Origin of the sequence: Photobacterium sp. Ph5, from assembly GCF_022129445.1 — a bacterium.
Lineage (GTDB): Bacteria > Pseudomonadota > Gammaproteobacteria > Enterobacterales > Vibrionaceae > Photobacterium.
This window is the reverse complement of the sequence record NZ_JADQAQ010000027.1, coordinates 1-16,037: the sequence shown is the minus strand read 5'-3', so window position 1 is coordinate 16,037 and position 16,037 is coordinate 1. Positions and strand designations below refer to the sequence as shown.

Annotated in this window: 17 protein-coding genes; 9 read left to right on the top strand and 8 right to left on the bottom strand. The window is 41.8% G+C overall.

Features of this window, described 5'->3' with window-relative positions; genetic code table 11:
• Position 1 precedes the first annotated feature (1 nt).
• Positions 2 to 1,381 (bottom strand): signal recognition particle-docking protein FtsY, encoded by a 1,380-nt coding sequence (ftsY, locus tag I3259_RS11800; RefSeq protein ID WP_238029811.1) that lies wholly within the window; start codon positions 1,379 to 1,381, stop codon positions 2 to 4.
• Positions 1,382 to 1,465: 84 nt separating this feature from the next.
• On the opposite strand from ftsY, the gene rsmD reads away from it, so the two are divergent.
• Both rsmD and I3259_RS11790 read left to right on the top strand, forming a co-directional pair.
• Complete coding sequence (gene rsmD / locus I3259_RS11795; protein WP_045149839.1) at positions 1,466 to 2,071, top strand: 16S rRNA (guanine(966)-N(2))-methyltransferase RsmD; 606 nt, start codon at positions 1,466 to 1,468, stop codon at positions 2,069 to 2,071.
• Positions 2,068 to 2,334 carry a DUF1145 domain-containing protein gene (locus I3259_RS11790; RefSeq protein ID WP_005372036.1) on the top strand — a complete coding sequence of 89 codons (267 nt, stop codon included), beginning with the start codon at positions 2,068 to 2,070 and terminating at the stop codon, positions 2,332 to 2,334. The genes rsmD and I3259_RS11790 overlap by 4 nt, the downstream gene beginning before the upstream one ends.
• A gap of 60 nt (positions 2,335 to 2,394) precedes the next feature.
• Here I3259_RS11790 and I3259_RS11785 read toward each other — a convergent pair whose 3' ends face one another.
• From I3259_RS11785 to I3259_RS11775, 3 genes are all read right to left on the bottom strand, one after another.
• A complete protein-coding gene (locus I3259_RS11785; protein WP_238029810.1) occupies positions 2,395 to 2,715 on the bottom strand; it encodes a DUF2007 domain-containing protein in 321 nt (106 codons plus the stop codon).
• Positions 2,716 to 2,737: 22 nt separating this feature from the next.
• Entirely contained in the window at positions 2,738 to 3,358 is a 621-nt protein-coding gene (locus I3259_RS11780) for a lysoplasmalogenase (protein ID WP_238029809.1), read from the bottom strand.
• Between the two features lie 974 nt (positions 3,359 to 4,332).
• Positions 4,333 to 4,689, bottom strand: coding sequence for a DUF4145 domain-containing protein (locus I3259_RS11775; RefSeq protein WP_238029808.1), 357 nt, complete (start codon positions 4,687 to 4,689; stop codon positions 4,333 to 4,335).
• 189 nt (positions 4,690 to 4,878) lie between these two features.
• Here I3259_RS11775 and I3259_RS11770 point away from each other — a divergent pair, with 189 nt between their 5' ends.
• Entirely contained in the window at positions 4,879 to 5,211 is a 333-nt protein-coding gene (locus I3259_RS11770; RefSeq protein WP_238029851.1) for a DUF2500 domain-containing protein, read from the top strand.
• Between the two features lie 63 nt (positions 5,212 to 5,274).
• Here the strand turns inward: I3259_RS11770 and I3259_RS11765 are convergent, their stop codons facing one another.
• Positions 5,275 to 6,279 carry an acyltransferase gene (locus I3259_RS11765; protein ID WP_238029807.1) on the bottom strand — a complete coding sequence of 335 codons (1,005 nt, stop codon included), beginning with the start codon at positions 6,277 to 6,279 and terminating at the stop codon, positions 5,275 to 5,277.
• A 177-nt stretch (positions 6,280 to 6,456) separates the two neighbouring features.
• A complete protein-coding gene (locus tag I3259_RS11760; protein WP_238029806.1) occupies positions 6,457 to 7,179 on the bottom strand; it encodes an SDR family oxidoreductase in 723 nt (240 codons plus the stop codon).
• 367 nt (positions 7,180 to 7,546) lie between these two features.
• On the opposite strand from I3259_RS11760, the gene I3259_RS11755 reads away from it, so the two are divergent.
• From I3259_RS11755 to I3259_RS11740, 4 genes are all read left to right on the top strand, one after another.
• Positions 7,547 to 9,139, top strand: a complete 1,593-nt coding sequence (locus tag I3259_RS11755; protein ID WP_238029805.1) for an AbgT family transporter — start codon at positions 7,547 to 7,549, stop codon at positions 9,137 to 9,139.
• Between the two features lie 114 nt (positions 9,140 to 9,253).
• On the top strand, positions 9,254 to 10,111 hold the full coding sequence (locus tag I3259_RS11750; RefSeq protein ID WP_238029804.1) for a LysR family transcriptional regulator: 858 nt from the start codon (positions 9,254 to 9,256) through the stop codon (positions 10,109 to 10,111).
• Positions 10,112 to 10,213: 102 nt separating this feature from the next.
• Positions 10,214 to 11,098 carry a patatin family protein gene (locus I3259_RS11745; RefSeq protein ID WP_238029803.1) on the top strand — a complete coding sequence of 295 codons (885 nt, stop codon included), beginning with the start codon at positions 10,214 to 10,216 and terminating at the stop codon, positions 11,096 to 11,098.
• Between the two features lie 216 nt (positions 11,099 to 11,314).
• Positions 11,315 to 11,791, top strand: coding sequence for a Dps family protein (locus I3259_RS11740; RefSeq protein WP_238029802.1), 477 nt, complete (start codon positions 11,315 to 11,317; stop codon positions 11,789 to 11,791).
• A 143-nt stretch (positions 11,792 to 11,934) separates the two neighbouring features.
• On the opposite strand, the gene I3259_RS11735 is transcribed toward I3259_RS11740, so the two are convergent.
• Positions 11,935 to 13,158, bottom strand: coding sequence for an HDOD domain-containing protein (locus tag I3259_RS11735; protein WP_238029801.1), 1,224 nt, complete (start codon positions 13,156 to 13,158; stop codon positions 11,935 to 11,937).
• A gap of 29 nt (positions 13,159 to 13,187) precedes the next feature.
• Entirely contained in the window at positions 13,188 to 13,805 is a 618-nt protein-coding gene (gene rhtB / locus I3259_RS11730) for a homoserine/homoserine lactone efflux protein (RefSeq protein ID WP_238029800.1), read from the bottom strand.
• A gap of 265 nt (positions 13,806 to 14,070) precedes the next feature.
• On the opposite strand from rhtB, the gene I3259_RS11725 reads away from it, so the two are divergent.
• Entirely contained in the window at positions 14,071 to 14,991 is a 921-nt protein-coding gene (locus I3259_RS11725; RefSeq protein ID WP_238029850.1) for an alpha/beta fold hydrolase, read from the top strand.
• A gap of 157 nt (positions 14,992 to 15,148) precedes the next feature.
• The gene (locus I3259_RS11720) at positions 15,149 to 15,955 is read left to right on the top strand and encodes a Cof-type HAD-IIB family hydrolase (RefSeq protein ID WP_238029799.1); all 807 of its coding nucleotides are present in this window, start codon (positions 15,149 to 15,151) and stop codon (positions 15,953 to 15,955) included.
• Positions 15,956 to 16,037 lie beyond the last annotated feature (82 nt).

Sequence of the window (16,037 nt, the reverse complement as noted above, 5' to 3'; positions counted from 1 at the left end):
TTTATTCCTCATCACTAAATAATGCTTCAATAAATTCTTCTGCAGCAAATGGACGGAGATCGTCAATGCCTTCACCGATACCAATGTATCGAATCGGAATATTAAACTGATCTGCCACCGCAAAGATCACGCCGCCTTTTGCTGTACCGTCCAATTTGGTGATAGTGATCCCTGATACAGGGGCAACATCACTGAACAATTTCGCTTGGCTTATGGCATTTTGACCAGTACCTGCATCGACAGTTAGCATAATTTCATGAGGTGCATCCACATCCACCTTCTTCATTACACGGACAATCTTCCGCAGCTCTTCCATTAAATTGCCTTTGTTTTGCAAACGGCCAGCAGTATCGGCAATAACCACATCAATGTTCTTGGCTTTTGCCGATTCAATGGCATCAAAGATCACCGATGCGCTATCAGCGCCAGTGTGCTGGGCAACAACAGGAACGTTGTTTCGCTCGCCCCAAACTTGTAACTGCTCTACGGCAGCAGCACGGAATGTATCACCTGCCGCTAACATCACAGATTTACCTTCCGCTTGGAATTGCTTAGCTAACTTACCGATCGTGGTCGTTTTACCTACCCCATTTACGCCTACCATTAAGATGACATAAGGCTTTTTGCTGGTGTCGATAACCAAAGGTTGTTCGACTTTTGCTAACATGCCTGCTAATTCATCTTTCAGTAAACCATAGAGAGCTTCACCGTCTTTAAGTTCCTTTTTTGATGCTTTATCAGTCAGATTTTCGATGATTTTCAGCGTGGTATCCATACCGACATCTGCAATCAACAGCTGCTCTTCCAGCTCTTCAAACAGCTCATCATCAATTTTCTTACCGCTAAATAAGCCAAAGAAACCCGCACCAAAGTTGGTTTTAGTTTTCTTTAATCCACGCATCAAACGAGCAAAAAAGCCTTCTGATTTCGGTTTTTCTTGCTCTACGGGTTTTGCTATCTCTTCTTCCGTCGCTGATTCAGTCTCAACTGTTTCAACGCTTGCCGAAGCGATAGGCTCTACAATCTCAGCGTTATCTATTACATTAGAAGGCTCAAGAACATCTGAAGCTTCAGGCTCAATCGTTACAGTTTCTTCAATAACACTGCTTTTTTCAGCGTCATCTACTTGCAACGTCTTTGCCAATTCGACATCATCGGTCTTAGCAATCTTTTCTTGCTCTGCCACAGCGCTTTCGTCAGTTTGAACATCATCATTATGCTCAACTTTCGTCTTCGCCTCGTCAGAGGAATGTGTTGATTCAGGGCTATCAATAGCCCCATCCACTACTGACTGTTCAGTAGTTTGTTCCTTTTGAGCATCGTTATCTTCAGAGCCAAATCCGAGCCATGAAAATAAACCGCGTTTCTTTTTTTCTGCCATTGGCGAATCCTAGCGCTTGATTGGTACAATTTGCAGCCTAAAAACAGGTGTATACTATCATTTTCTTAACGGTCAAAAAAATCTATGACGCAGCGTAGACAACAAACAACTCGCAAACCACAAAATAATCGTCCTGGCGGGTTCGTTCGCATCATTAGCGGACAATGGCGTGGACGCAAATTACCCGTTCATGATGTCGAAGGACTACGTCCGACCACTGACCGTGTAAAAGAAACACTTTTCAACTGGTTAGCGCAAGACATTTATCAATCTAAATGCCTTGATCTGTTCGCTGGTAGCGGCGGTTTAAGTTTTGAAGCTCTTTCTCGTGGTGCTGAAAGCGTCACGATGCTTGAACTCGACAAAAAAGCCGCGAATCAATTAGAGCAAAACTTAAAAACCGTTGGGGCAAAAAATGCCACTGTGGTTAATGGTGACAGCTTAACGTTTTTGTCACAACAAGGACGTGCACATGATTTAGTCTTTATTGATCCTCCATTTAGAAAAGATCTTATTCAAGACGTGATCGCCGCATTGGAAAACAACGGCTGGCTTGCTCCCCATGCAATGATTTATATTGAAGCAGAAAAGGAATTGGGCAACCTGATAACGCCAAACCATTGGCACCTACACCGTGAAAAAACGGCAGGACAGGTTTGCTACCGCTTATTTGCAAGAGAGGAACCATGAAGGCGCTAATACTTATCGCAAAACTTGCCATTGCCTTTGTTTGGCTGGTACTACTGATTAATATCGTTCACCCATTCCCTGGCGTTGCTGCTATGGCGTTATATATCATGACAGCGTTCTTGTTTATGATGCACGGTTTGCAAATGCTGATATTTATTGGTGCATTTGGCGATAAAATTAACATGTCCGGTTGGGAGAAATGGTCCATTTTAATTTTTGGTATCTTCGCCCTGCTTGATATCCGCCGTAAGCATATGATGTAAAAAATAGAACACAAAAAAGCGAACCTTATGGTTCGCTTTTTTATTATCGAAGACTTAAGACTACGGAGTCTGATCGCGATCGCATTGGCAATTCCAACACAGTTCAAATTGCCCTTGATTCACTTCACCGCACTGCAAACAATGCCAATCATGGTAATCAGTGCGTTTATAATCACTGACAATCCCTTGTGCGCGTTGCCATTGCCATTGCTCAACCCATACTTTCACTTCAACAACATTCGCTGGAAGCTCTCCCATCGCTGCACCTAACGCCTCACCCGTTAACCGTGCATTAACTCCCTCACTTTCTAATAACCCTTTCACGCTATGCGCTTCCAAGCTATTACAAGCGCTATAGATACACTGCCATTGCTCTGACATAGATAACTCCTCAAATGACAGGCTATAGAACGAGTACCGAGCCAACAAATAAACCTTGGGCAATAAAGTACGTCGACATAATGATGACCGTTGCAGCACCGAACTCACCCTTAAAACGATTAACAGCCAAGGTCAGATCTGATAGCACAAATAAAATAGCGCCAACGATGGTAAATAGTGCGGCTTGGCTATGGGACAACAACCAATACTGCCCAGCAGCAAAGGTCATCGCCATAATAATGAGTATATAGAAAGCAACTGGCGTTTGTAATGGTGCTAGAGAGGGTAATAACAGTAAGAAAACCACAATACCGATGGCCAGACAAAGCGCAAGCAACCACCAGCTTATTGTTCCTTGCCATTGACTGGCAAATGCGACGGTAAAAGCAATATGAGCAAGAAAAAAGCTCATCAGACCAGCGAGAAAGCGATCTGCTGGCAACATTAAGTAAATATCACCAATGATTGAAAAGCAAAGCCCTACAACAATTGCCCAGTAATAAAAACTGGGGGCACCACTCCATACGCATTGTATTACCATCAACATAACCGTTAACGGTTTACTGACATAGTAAAGCCAGCGTGGTCCTCGATAAGCAGCAGTAATGTGCAGTACCGCTAAAAATATAATACATAACCACATAATCAGACATTCACTACGATTTTAAATACACTCTTTGTAAAGGTGAGCAAATATTATTGTATTTGCCATCTCAATAATCAGAAACAACGTACAACTCCCTCATAACAGACCTCTATACACCTTTGATAAATTGTAAAAGCAACCGTTTACCTCTCATGAAAAGCTATTTTATTAATTTTTTAGCACTTTACACCTAAGAAAAACACCTCAGCTTCAAGAATAATATAAAAGCTACAATAAAAACCTTAATAAAACATAAAGATAAGAATAATCACGATGCTATCACCGTTGTTTTTTACGCATACCACCTTGGTGAATAAAGCACCAAAAAATAAAAACACAGTCCAAATAGGCGTTTAGGTAATAAAAAACACAAAAAGCGACTGATTTAGTTATAAAAAAACAAACATTACGATAGAAAAGTTAGAATAAACAAAAGGACAAAAGCCTAGACAACACAAACAGTCATTTTTTCAACCAAACAATTAACACCAGCAATGAAAAATAAAAATAACAAATAAAAATCAATAATATAAGCTCGAGCAAAAACAAATAAACCCTTAGTAAAAAAAACAATAAAAATCTCTTTCTCTTCCATTTAAAAGCTTTATCTTGATTTTAAAATGTTTTTATCTAAGTTTTTAACCAATCTAAATTGCCAAAGTGGTTAAAAAAATGTTATTCTTTTTGTCAAGAAAAAAATAACCACTAAAAAAGGATAACAAAACAATGACCCCCTCTCAAAAACAAGGACTTATGATGATTGCAGTTGTTGTAGGCCTAATGACATTGCCAGTTCTTTACTAAAAGAATTATCAATTTCAAAAAAATAGCGCCTATTGGCGCCATTTTTTTATCTGTGTCACACAAATACGAATATTTGTATTAAATTCCTACAATTTTTTGATTTTTAAATAAAATAAAACCTGACGCATCACTGCCCCAGGCTTAATAAAAAATCTAATATTTAGCGCTTACAGCTTAATATGGTGCCAGTTAAGGCTATAAAACCATATTGCCGCAAGTGTAAAGCCACATAATAATGTGATCGCCACGCCCCATACCAACCGACTACTTCTTGGTGCTAGCTCTTTCTCACACCAATTACATAACTCTATAAATTCATCACTCGAATCAACCAATGTATCAGATGAAGTGAATTGTTTATTTAATTCAGCAACCTTATCCAGCTTCATTAACACATCGTGTGGTAGACGATCTTCACAACTGCCAATTAATTGCTGAAGATCAGAACCTTTTGCGTGATAATGCTGACGTAATAAATCTTCAATACGGCGAGAACGATCAATCACTTGCTCAATATCAATCATGAGCCCACTCCTTGTTGATGCCATACCTTTACCTTACAACTAAAGTGCCAATATGCAAGATAGGTAACATAATTTTTACTTCATTTTGTCACGTATAGATCACGCTTTTCTATCCATTGATTAGTGATATTTCACTGAGTGTGAATAATAGCCATGAAACTGTCTTTCATCGTTCAAGGAGTTAGTGTTATGCCAACAGGGATCATCGTGGCAATTTGCATTCTATTTATCTTCTCATTTGGCTATTTTATTTTTAGCTATCGTCGACATATGCTGGGGCTTGGCGCGCCAGAGAAAAAACTCGACGTTATGATCCTCGATAAACAGAGCAATAAAATCATTGGGGCTCAACCCGGTGAAGATGATGAGGAATATTGGATTTATGTTGAGCCGGTGTCAGGAGGGCCAAAGCGTGAATTTATGGTAGGCATCCATTATTACCATGCTTTAAACCCGGGAGATAAAGGCACGATGACCTATCGTGGACAGCAGTTTATTCACTTTGCCTTACAACGTGATTAACGCTATTTAAACCGCCTATATGATGCAATAAAAAAGCCTGACATTGTGTCAGGCTTTGTTATTTTATGGGACCAGCCAAGCGGTTTTCGGACTGCGGCTTAATAGCCAGCTAGCCCCTAACGCAAGTCCCCCCGCTATCACTGTCCAAACAGGGACAGCAATCAGAGGATTCGCAAAATACCAATCATAATTTCGCAATGGCCATAAGAAAATGGGATGCAACAAATATACACCTAAGCTATAGCGGCTCAGCATTGCTAATCGAGAACGCGTACTCTCACTAAATTTATCAAACATGTAACGACACAAAACAAAGACACCAGCGGCCGCTATTGCTGTATTCAGGGTTTTGTATGATAACCAGCGACCTATTTTATATTCGCCAGCCGTTAAACTATGACTCACTACCATAAAATCTGTCACCAACAAGGCCACAATAGCTAAAGGAATAAGCCACTTCATCGCAGGCCAATAATATTTGTACAGACAGTAACCGAGGACTAAATAGCCGCTATATAGCAGGTAAGTTTCACTCCATAAACCATCAATGTGGTACAAGTACGATCCCGTGATCACCAGCCATACCATCACCACACCTTTGACTTGGCCTGGCTCCATGCGCTGAACCGCCCATTGATAGAAAGGCACAATGACATACAGAGGAATAAAGTAGTAAAAGAAACCTAGGTGATAATAGGTTTCGTGAAAAGGCATGCCTGTCAGTAACTTCCAACTGGCCGAAAAGTCTGTGCCTGATGCAGAAAATGCCGAGAAGAAAGCGTAGAACACTGACCAAACCACAAAAGGTATCAATACCTTACCAACACGACGTTTTAAATAGTAACGTCCTTCAAAAGGTCGTTCATCACTGAGCATTAATGCCCCAGTGATCATTATAAAAATAGGAACAGCCCAGCGACTAAAACTATTAAATGTTATTGCTGTTACCCATTCCCAGTTAGGTATTTGCCCTAATTGTTCTCGATACGGCCCTAAAACATGGATCACGACAACAGCAATGGCTGCAACCACTCGCAGGAGATCGAAATACCCAACTTTTTCTCTCATTACCTATCCCTCTGATACAAAAAAGAGAAGCTATTAATATCACTGATACCAATAACTTCTCTTTAAATATAACAGGGGATCAATAACATGTATTGAATAAGCGTGTCTTTTTAACATTACTCACAACACGCTGACATTGCCCCTTTCAACGCCAACGCCAACGCCAACGCCAACGCATTATGGCTGTTGGCGCGTTGCAGCCAGCACAATTTCACGAATACATAAATTCTGTGGTTGGTTGTATGCGTAGCTAATTGCATTAGCAATATCTTGAGGCGCAATCACCCCACCCATGCCTTCTTTCCACTCTTCATAGCCAGCTTTAATTGCATCGCTACTGGTATGGCTCAGTAATTCAGTTTCAACTGCACCTGGTGCAATAGTAATAAAGCGAACGTTGTCATCTGCCACTTCTTCACGGATATTTTCAGTGATCGCATGAACGGCAAACTTAGTACCACAATAAGCAGCATGATTAGGGAAAGTTTTACGTCCAGCAATAGAGCTAATGTTGATCACTGTACCGTGTTTACGCGCTTTCATGCCCGCTAGTACCACATGAATACCGTTTAGCATCCCCATCACATTAACATTGAACATCGTCTGCCATTCTGCTGGATCTTGTTCATCAGCAAGGCCAAGTAGCATCATGCCAGCATTGTTAATTAAACAATCAACAGGACCAAACTTTTCTTCCGCTTCAGCAACGGCAACTTGAATGGCTTGCGCATCAGTAACATCAACTTCTCGACATAATGTATTTGGTAAGTTCATGGCTTCCATACGTTCAACGCGACGCGCAAGTAATAATAATGGATAACCTTCTGCAGACAATTGACGTGCTGTTGCTTCACCAATACCCGAACTTGCACCTGTGATAACAACTAAAGATTTAGACATAAGACTTTCCTACTTTGAGAATTCGAAAAAGATTCAACAGGCCGACATGTTGTTGATGCATCCACTATAAGTGTAATTACTATGGGTGAAAAATATCGTTTTCTTAGGATTATCATAAAAAAAAACTATGGATAACCTTCCTTCATCATTAATTTTTCCAATCACACGACATTTTAATTTTCCAGTTCAAACCTAATCCGTTAACAATTGATTAAAAACTCCACATTTACCGACGATTAAAGATTTATTAGTTAAGTATTTACATTCTGAAACACTTTAGCATTGATCTTGTAGCAAACAACGAGATAACATCTCGTTTACAAAAGCAGTACCCATTGATGGGATTAAAACTATAACGGAGGTAGTGATGCATTCATCGGCTTCACAACAACAGCAACCTAAAAAGACGCTTTTTACGCGTTTTCTCGATACTGTGGAATGGTTAGGTAACCTATTACCACATCCAATAACTCTTTTTGCTATTTTCTGCGTCGCGATCTTAGTTGCCTCCGGCATTGCAGGCTACTTTGGTGTTTCTGTTGCCGATCCTCGTCCTGAAGGCGCTGCTGGTCGTGCCGCTGACGGTATGATCCACGTGGTCAGTCTATTTAATGCTGAAGGCCTACAACTCATTGTTGCTAATCTAGTGAAAAACTTCACTGGCTTTGCACCATTAGGTACCGTACTGGTTGCCATGTTAGGTGTCGCGATTGCAGAGCACTCAGGTCTACTATCTTCTGCGATGCGTGGTTTGGTAATGGGCGCGTCTCGTCGCATGGTAACGCTGGTCGTAGTATTTGCCGGTATTATCTCTAACACCGCCTCTGAGCTTGGCTACGTAGTACTTATTCCACTTGCAGCCATGTTATTCCACTCGTTAGGTCGTCACCCATTAGCTGGTCTGGCTGCCGCTTTTGCTGGTGTATCAGGTGGTTACAGTGCCAACCTATTACTTGGCACCGTTGATCCACTGCTATCGGGTATTACCCAAACCGCAGCACAGATGATCGATCCTAATTACATTGTTGGTCCAGAAGTTAACTGGTACTTCATGTTTGCCTCAACCTTTGCCATTACCATCATGGGTGCATTCGTTACTGAGAAAATCGTTGAGCCTAAACTAGGTAAATACGATGACGCTGAAGCCAGTGATGATTTAAGCCAAGATAAAATGGGCAAACTGACTGCGCTTGAAAAGAAAGGTTTAAAAGCTGCAGGTCTTGCTGCCCTAGTTGTTGCAGCGCTGCTTGCACTTACGATTGTTCCTGCTGACGGTATTCTACGTAACCCACAAACAGGTTTAGTGGCTGGCTCTCCGTTCCTTAAAGGTATCGTGGCATTTATCTTCGTGTTCTTCGCTATTCCAGGCTTTGTTTACGGTAAAGTGGTAGGCACAATGAAGAACGACCGTGATGTGATCAACGCGATGTCAGTGTCAATGTCATCAATGGGTATGTACATTGTTCTGGTGTTCTTCGCTGCACAATTCGTGGCGTTCTTTAAGTGGACGAACTTCGGTCAAGTATTCGCGGTTGGTGGTGCAGACTTCCTACAATCGATTGGTTTAACGGGTCCTGCGCTATTCTTCGCTTTCATTCTAATGTGTGGTTTTATCAACCTAATGATTGGCTCAGCATCGGCACAGTGGGCGGTAACCGCACCTATCTTTATTCCAATGCTAATGCTGGTAGGCTATGCGCCTGAAACGATCCAAGCGGCGTACCGTATCGGTGACTCAGTAACCAATATCATCACACCAATGATGAGCTACTTCGGTATGATCCTAGCTGTAGCAACCCGTTACCAGAAGAACCTAGGTCTAGGTACACTGATCTCAACCATGCTGCCATACTCAATTGTATTCGTGATTGGCTGGAGCATCATGTTCTATGTTTGGGTGTTCGTACTGGGTATTCCTGTCGGTCCTGGCGCTAATACTTACTACAACATTGCAAGTTAATCACCAATTATTCCCTTTAGCCGGACATCATGTCCGGCTTTTTTACGTCTGTTTCCCGCTAAATCCTATTGCTGTGATAACCTGCTCACTTAGCATCATAGAAGGTTACTTACGATGGATTTACGACTGCTACGCTTTTTCATTGCGGTTTATGAAGAGAAAAATATTACCCTTGCCGCTGAGCGCTGTTTTGTGTCTCAACCGTCAATTTCCAACGGTATCAAACAGCTAGAACAAGAGCTTAATACCGTCCTGTTTTTGCGCCATAAAAAAGGGGTCGATGTTACCGATGAAGCCCATTACTTATACCCATTAGCGATCCGTTTACTCAATGACGTAAATACCCTACCGCAATTGTTCCAACAGCGTACTGAGCGATTACCGCTGACCTTGGCAAACTTCCCCGATCTCAGCCAAAGCCAGTTGGCGAAGGTGTTTGCGACTTTACACCACAACATTGCCAACTTATCGCTCGAATTGGTTGATCATGACAAGCCGGCGGATGCACGCTTAACCCTCGATATGTTCAAAGCTGAAGATGAGATCTTTTTGCCACTATGGGATGAAGACTATGTGTTGTGTATGTTGCCCAATCACCCACTTGCGTGCTTAACATCTGTCACACCCGAGCAATTGCACCAACATGATTTTATTGAGTGTCCACCTTGTGAAGCCCACCAGCAAACCATTGGTTTACTTGCTTGTGATGGCCTATCCGTTAATCTCGTCGCAAAAGCTGAACATAAAACGCAGGTGATGCACTTGGTTCAAGCAGGGCTTGGCATTTCGTTTTTGCCAACAGGCGTGCTAGAAAGTGCCAATCAATTAGTAACAGTACCACTAGAAGGCCCAAGGATGTTCCGCCGTTTAGGGCTATGTTATCCCGCCAGTAAAACCTTAAACCCAGTCCTTTCTGAGTGTATTAAGGTACTCAGCCAAAGCGTGACCGCAACACAAGCAGAAAAAGGTTAAGTTTTTCCTATCACAGCAATAAGAAAAACCGACTATTACTACTGCTAAGCTAGATTTATTCTTGTGATATCGGTCACTTATTTCTAGTTATAGGCACTTGGTATGAACACAGCAGAAAATTCTCGGGCACTCGTTGTTGAAGGCGGCGCGATGCGTGGTATTTTTGCAAGCGGTGTGTTGGATGCCTTTCTAGATAACAACTATGTTGACTTTGATTTTGCGATTGGGGTATCAGCTGGGGCAACCAATCTCATTGGTTACCTGTGTGGTAACTACGGTCGCAGCCATAAAATCATTACCCAATATTCACGTGATCCTGAGTTTATTAATTTTTCACGATTTACTCATGGTGGCCACCTGACTGACATTGATTGGCTATGGCGTACCAGTACCCGCCATCTTCCACTTAATTTATATAAATATGAGCAACGTCAAATCCCTTTATTTGCCACCACAACAAATCTAGAAACAGGTGCAGCCGAGTACATTGAAGTCACTCGCAATAACGTGACCCCCGTGATGGAAGCCACTTGTGCCTTACCCATTGCCTATCGTCATAACCCTACTATCAATGGTGTTGCAATGAGTGATGGCGGTGTCGCAGATTCCATCCCTGTGATTGAAGCTTACCGTCGCGGGGCCCGTGATATTACGGTAGTACTGTCTAAGCCTTTAGGTTTCCATAAAGCTGAAACTAAGGTGCCATGGCTGATCAAATCCATGTTCCACGATCACCCTGCGTTTGCTGATGCGGTGATCAAACGAGCACAGCGTTATAACACTGCACTCGATTTTATTAATCATCCACCCAAAGACTGCAAAATCACCGTGATTGCACCCAATAATGACTTTCAAGTGGGTCGTCTGACACGCAATCTGGATAAATTAGAGCAAGGTTATGCAATGGGTAAAGAAGCTGGTAACCGCATTTGCGGTGTCACCCCTTGTTATGGTGAAAACTGCCACGGCGATTTAATCGCAGCGTAAAGTAAATATTAATAAGTATTTTTAGAAAGCCACCCGATACTTGCCGAATCACATCGAGTGGCTTTCGCCTATCTAGCTAATTTTACATAGCTAATTCCTATTGATTCGATAGAACCTAACAGTTATACCTATCGTTAAATTCTTCCTATACTGATCCCATCTTCTGAAAGGCAATAACCTTTCTATCCAATTTATCGAATATGTGAGGAAAGTAGCATGACTAGCGAAATGAATTTAATCGGTCTCGATACCCATAAAGCACAAGCTCTGGCTACAGACCTCAATAAATTATTAGCAGATTACCAAGTGTTATACATGAATACCCGTGGCTATCACTGGAATATCAAAGGCCAAGAATTTTTTGAACTTCATGTGAAGTTTGAAGAGATCTACACCGATCTTCAGCTAAAAATCGATGAACTTGCAGAACGTATTTTAACCCTTGGTCATACGCCAGATCACAGCTTCAGCAGTTACCTAGATGCGAGTGATATCAAAGAGCATCGCAATGCAACGCAAGGTAAAGATTGTGTAGAAGGTTTAGTGAATGGCTTTAGTGTCTTGCTACGTTTAGAGCGTAAAATTTTAGCTAAAGCAGGTGATGCTAATGATGAAGGTACCGCTGCATTGATGGGAGATTACATTCGTGAGCAAGAAAAATTGCTATGGATGTTGAACGCATACCGTCAATAAATAATAGATAAACAAGCTGATATGGATTTAGTCAGGCCATATTATGCCCTTGCAGCGCTGTATCAACGGCGTTGCTCCCTCTGACTCGCACACTATAATATTACGATTCCTATTCGGGGGCGAGACTACATAGCCCCCATTTTTTATCGCTTTAAATTCACTGCGGTACATTTATCTGCCCACTCAACCGCTGCTAAATAACTTTCATGCACCACTTTTTCTTTTATCCCAAGCACCTGACAACAAATCTGTACCCGTGTCCAATCTGCAGTACTAAACGCATCAACCACATCCAGCACTAAGCCTAATCGTCCATTACGTTGTAAAAGTGCGGATTTAATTTCAGGCTGAAGCTGGATCATATCCAATAAGCTCTCTAATGAATTATCAAGCAAGGCATCCAGTAACGAGAACATACCAGCTAAAAAAGCTTGTTCTGAGCGCAGTACAATGCCGCCTTTTGTCACCAGTAACTCACACATCTTGGCGCGTAATAACGATAAGGCATAAAGCTCTTTTGGCTTATCAAGCGCAGCATGTGCGGTCGCCACAACACCAATGAATAAGCGTAAATTATCTTCACCTAAATACACTAAAGCTTGGCGAAATGAACTGATCGGCGAGCGTAAACGCTTGGTCACAGTATTGACGTAACGAAGTAATAAATAGGACAGTGAAACATCACGACTAATGATGGTTTCGATACGCGAAAAATCCACTGGATCATGGGAGATTTCATGCAGTAGTTGTACCGTTGTTAGCTCCGACGGCGCTACCTTGCGGCTTTTTAGTACTTCCGGTTTACTAAAGAAGTAACCTTGAAATAAATGAAAACCAGCATCAAGTGCTTGCGCATAATCTTCATAGGTTTCGACTTTTTCCGCTAAAAATTTCGCCTTTAAGTGCTTATTTTCTAGTGCATATTGACAGGCTTGATCAATCCCAAGTGCCAGTAAATCTAATTTAATCACCGACACATAAGGTAAGAATCGTTGCCATTCAGGACAACAATCAAAATCATCAAGAGCAAAGAGATAGCCTTTTTGGTAGAGGTGTTTAACGGCTTGTAAAAGTTCGTCACTTGGATGACAACTTTCAAGGATTTCAATAATAACTTTATCTTTAGGCAACAATAATGGCATCAACTCAATCAAACAATGCTCAGGAAAATTAATAAAGTTTCGCTGACCTTTGTAAGAGCGGTTGTCGCCAATCGCCATGTAATTTTCCATGACTAAGCGACATGTTGCTTCACTCGCATCGATATTCGGGAAAGCATTGCTTTCTCCGTCACGAAATAATAATTCATAGCCAATCGTCTGTTGCTTACGATTAAAAATTGGCTGACGAGCAACATAGGAATACATCAAACTTTTCCTTTATCTATCATCAAAATTTACGCTCGAGCCAAGGCAAGTAAAGCACCACATCCGATAAACATAGAGCCAAATAAACGATTTAAACGAGACATCACCGTTGTTGAGCGAATATAGCGGGTAAAGCGGGATGCTAATAGTACGTAAAATAACATTACACAACCATCGACGACTAATGTCGTAATACCAAGTACTAATAACTGTGGTAATTGAGGTTCTAATGGATTGATAAATTGGGGAAATAACGCAACTAAGAACACGATTGTTTTGGGATTGGTCAAATTGACAAACACTGCTCGTTTAAACAATGTGGCAGCTGATACGGAGCTATCACGCTCATCTAAGGCTAATGCTGACTTCTCACGCCATTTTTGGATCCCGAGCCACACTAAGTACACCGCACCTAGCCACTTAATAATGGTAAAAGCCAACTCAGAGCCGGCGACTATCGTTCCTAGCCCTACGCCAACAAGAATGATGTGTGCAGCCATACCACACTGCAAGCCAATAATAGAGGCTAATGACTTACGCCAGCCATAAACCATCCCATTACTGATTGAATTTACGGTGCCAGAGCCAGGTGCAAAACTAAAGATAACTGCAGCGAGCAAATATGCTAACCAAACATCAATACTCATGTGATCTCAGTGAAATTTTTATGACATTTATAAAATGCGTTTATACCCTGAATAGAACAAATAAAGCAATATGGATACACTTATTCTGTCTTAGATAAATAAGGTATACTGTATCAAGTATACATTTTTTGACTAATCCACAGTAATCGCCACGCCATAATTTGCTGTGATGCTTTTCAAACAGATAAATTTCGGACGCGCTTTAATGACTTGTCAACCTTCGACTTTTCCCCCTTTTTCTCAAGAAGAACATTTCAACCACACAATGACGAGTGCGGTAACTGAAATGTGGCAACAACGTCACGAAGGAAAATTCACGGGTGTTAAACAATGTGAATTAGGATGGGTCAGTTTAACCCCAAAGCGCAGTGATAAAGTCATTATCGTGGTTAATGGGCGCGTAGAAACCTATTGGAAATACCAAGAGCTGTTCTATGATTTAGTCAAACAAGGCTACCATGTTTATTCCTTCGACCATCGTGGTCAGGGCGTATCTGAACGCTTAGTCGCCGATCATGAATTGGGGTATGTCGAAGACTTTGATGACTACGTTGAAGACTTGCATCTTTTTATGCAAAACATCGTCAAACCACAAGGTTATAAACAGCACTTCATCCTTGGTCATTCAATGGGAGGAGCAATCACCAGCTTAGCACTGGCTCGTTATCCCACTCTTTTTGACCGCGCCGTGCTTAGTGCGCCGATGCATGGTATCTATGTTAAACCTTACTTAAAGCCCTTTGCCGAAGCCTTGATCGGCATCACCGAATTATTTCGTCGTCAACCTCAGTATGCTATTGGTCAAAAGCCCTATTATGCAAAGCCGTTCGATGGCAACTTACTGACCCATAGCCAAACACGTTACCAATGGTTTCGCGATCTTTATGATGTTCGTCCTGAATTACGCATTGGCGGTGCAAGTAATCACTGGGTATGGGAAAGTATTAAAGCGGCCCGTCGAGCGATCCTGCAAGCCCATACCATCACAATCCCTGTTCTGTTACTTCAAGGCAGTGAAGACAAAATTGTCGATAACCTCTGCCAGCAGCGCTTTCATCAAAAATTAAACCAAGGCTCAGGACACTGTGATTTTCAGATTATTGAAGGCTCTCGCCATGAGATCCTATTTGAAAGTGATCCGCTCCGTAATCAAGCGATCACCGCACTCTTGGCGCATTTTGCTTAATCTTCACTAACAGACTTTCGTTTTTATCAAGTAATCGAAAAGCGGAAGTCTAATTATCCTACTTTAGCCTCTTTTTTCCTCATTGACTTGTTCTAGAATTAATCTCTCATTGGCATGCTACATACCATTACCGCCCGTTTTACTATCGAGAGTTCACATGTTTAAAATTGTTGCTTCAGATCTAGATGGCACCCTGCTTACTCCTGAGCATAAGATCGCCCCGTTTACTCAAGATGTCTTACAGCGTCTTTATCAGCACGATAAGCATTTTGTATTTGCAACAGGTCGCCACCATATTGATGTCGCTGAAATGCGTGAAAAACTGGGTATTCCGGCTTACATGATCACATCAAATGGCGCCAGTGTGCATGATGCCGACGGTAATCTTGTGTTTCAACAAAGTTTAAGCCCTGAAGTGATCCGTGGCGTTATTGCACTAGCAAAGCACGATCCTGAGTTACACATTCACTTGTACCAAGGCGACCATTGGCTACTCAATCACGAAAATGAAGCACTGCGTGATTTCCACGATAGCTTTAACTACCAGTTATTTGATGTTGAGAACCCGCCGACAGATAACGTATTAAAAGTCTTCTTCACCCGAGATGATCTTGACCATGAGAAAATGGTGAAGTGGGAGCAAGCATTTAATCAAGAGTTTAAAGACAAAGCTAATATCGCGTTTTCTACACCTTGGTGCTTAGAAGTGATGGATGCTGGCGTCTCTAAAGGCGATGCCTTAGCCGCTGTAGCCAAAGCGCTCGAGCTGACATTAGATGATTGTATTGCCTTTGGTGATGGAATGAATGATGTTGAAATGCTATCAATGGCAGGTAAAGGCTTAATCATGGGCACCTCTCATGACAAAGTGAAACAAGCCCTGCCAGATAATGAGGTTATCGGTTCAAGTGCTGATGAAGCGGTAGCGCACTACTTAGAAAAACATCTACTTAATCACGCATAACAAACCCTATAGAAAGGCTGTTCAACACCTGTCTCTTATACACAAATCCCTAAGCTGCAGCTTGGGGATTTTTTTGAACTAA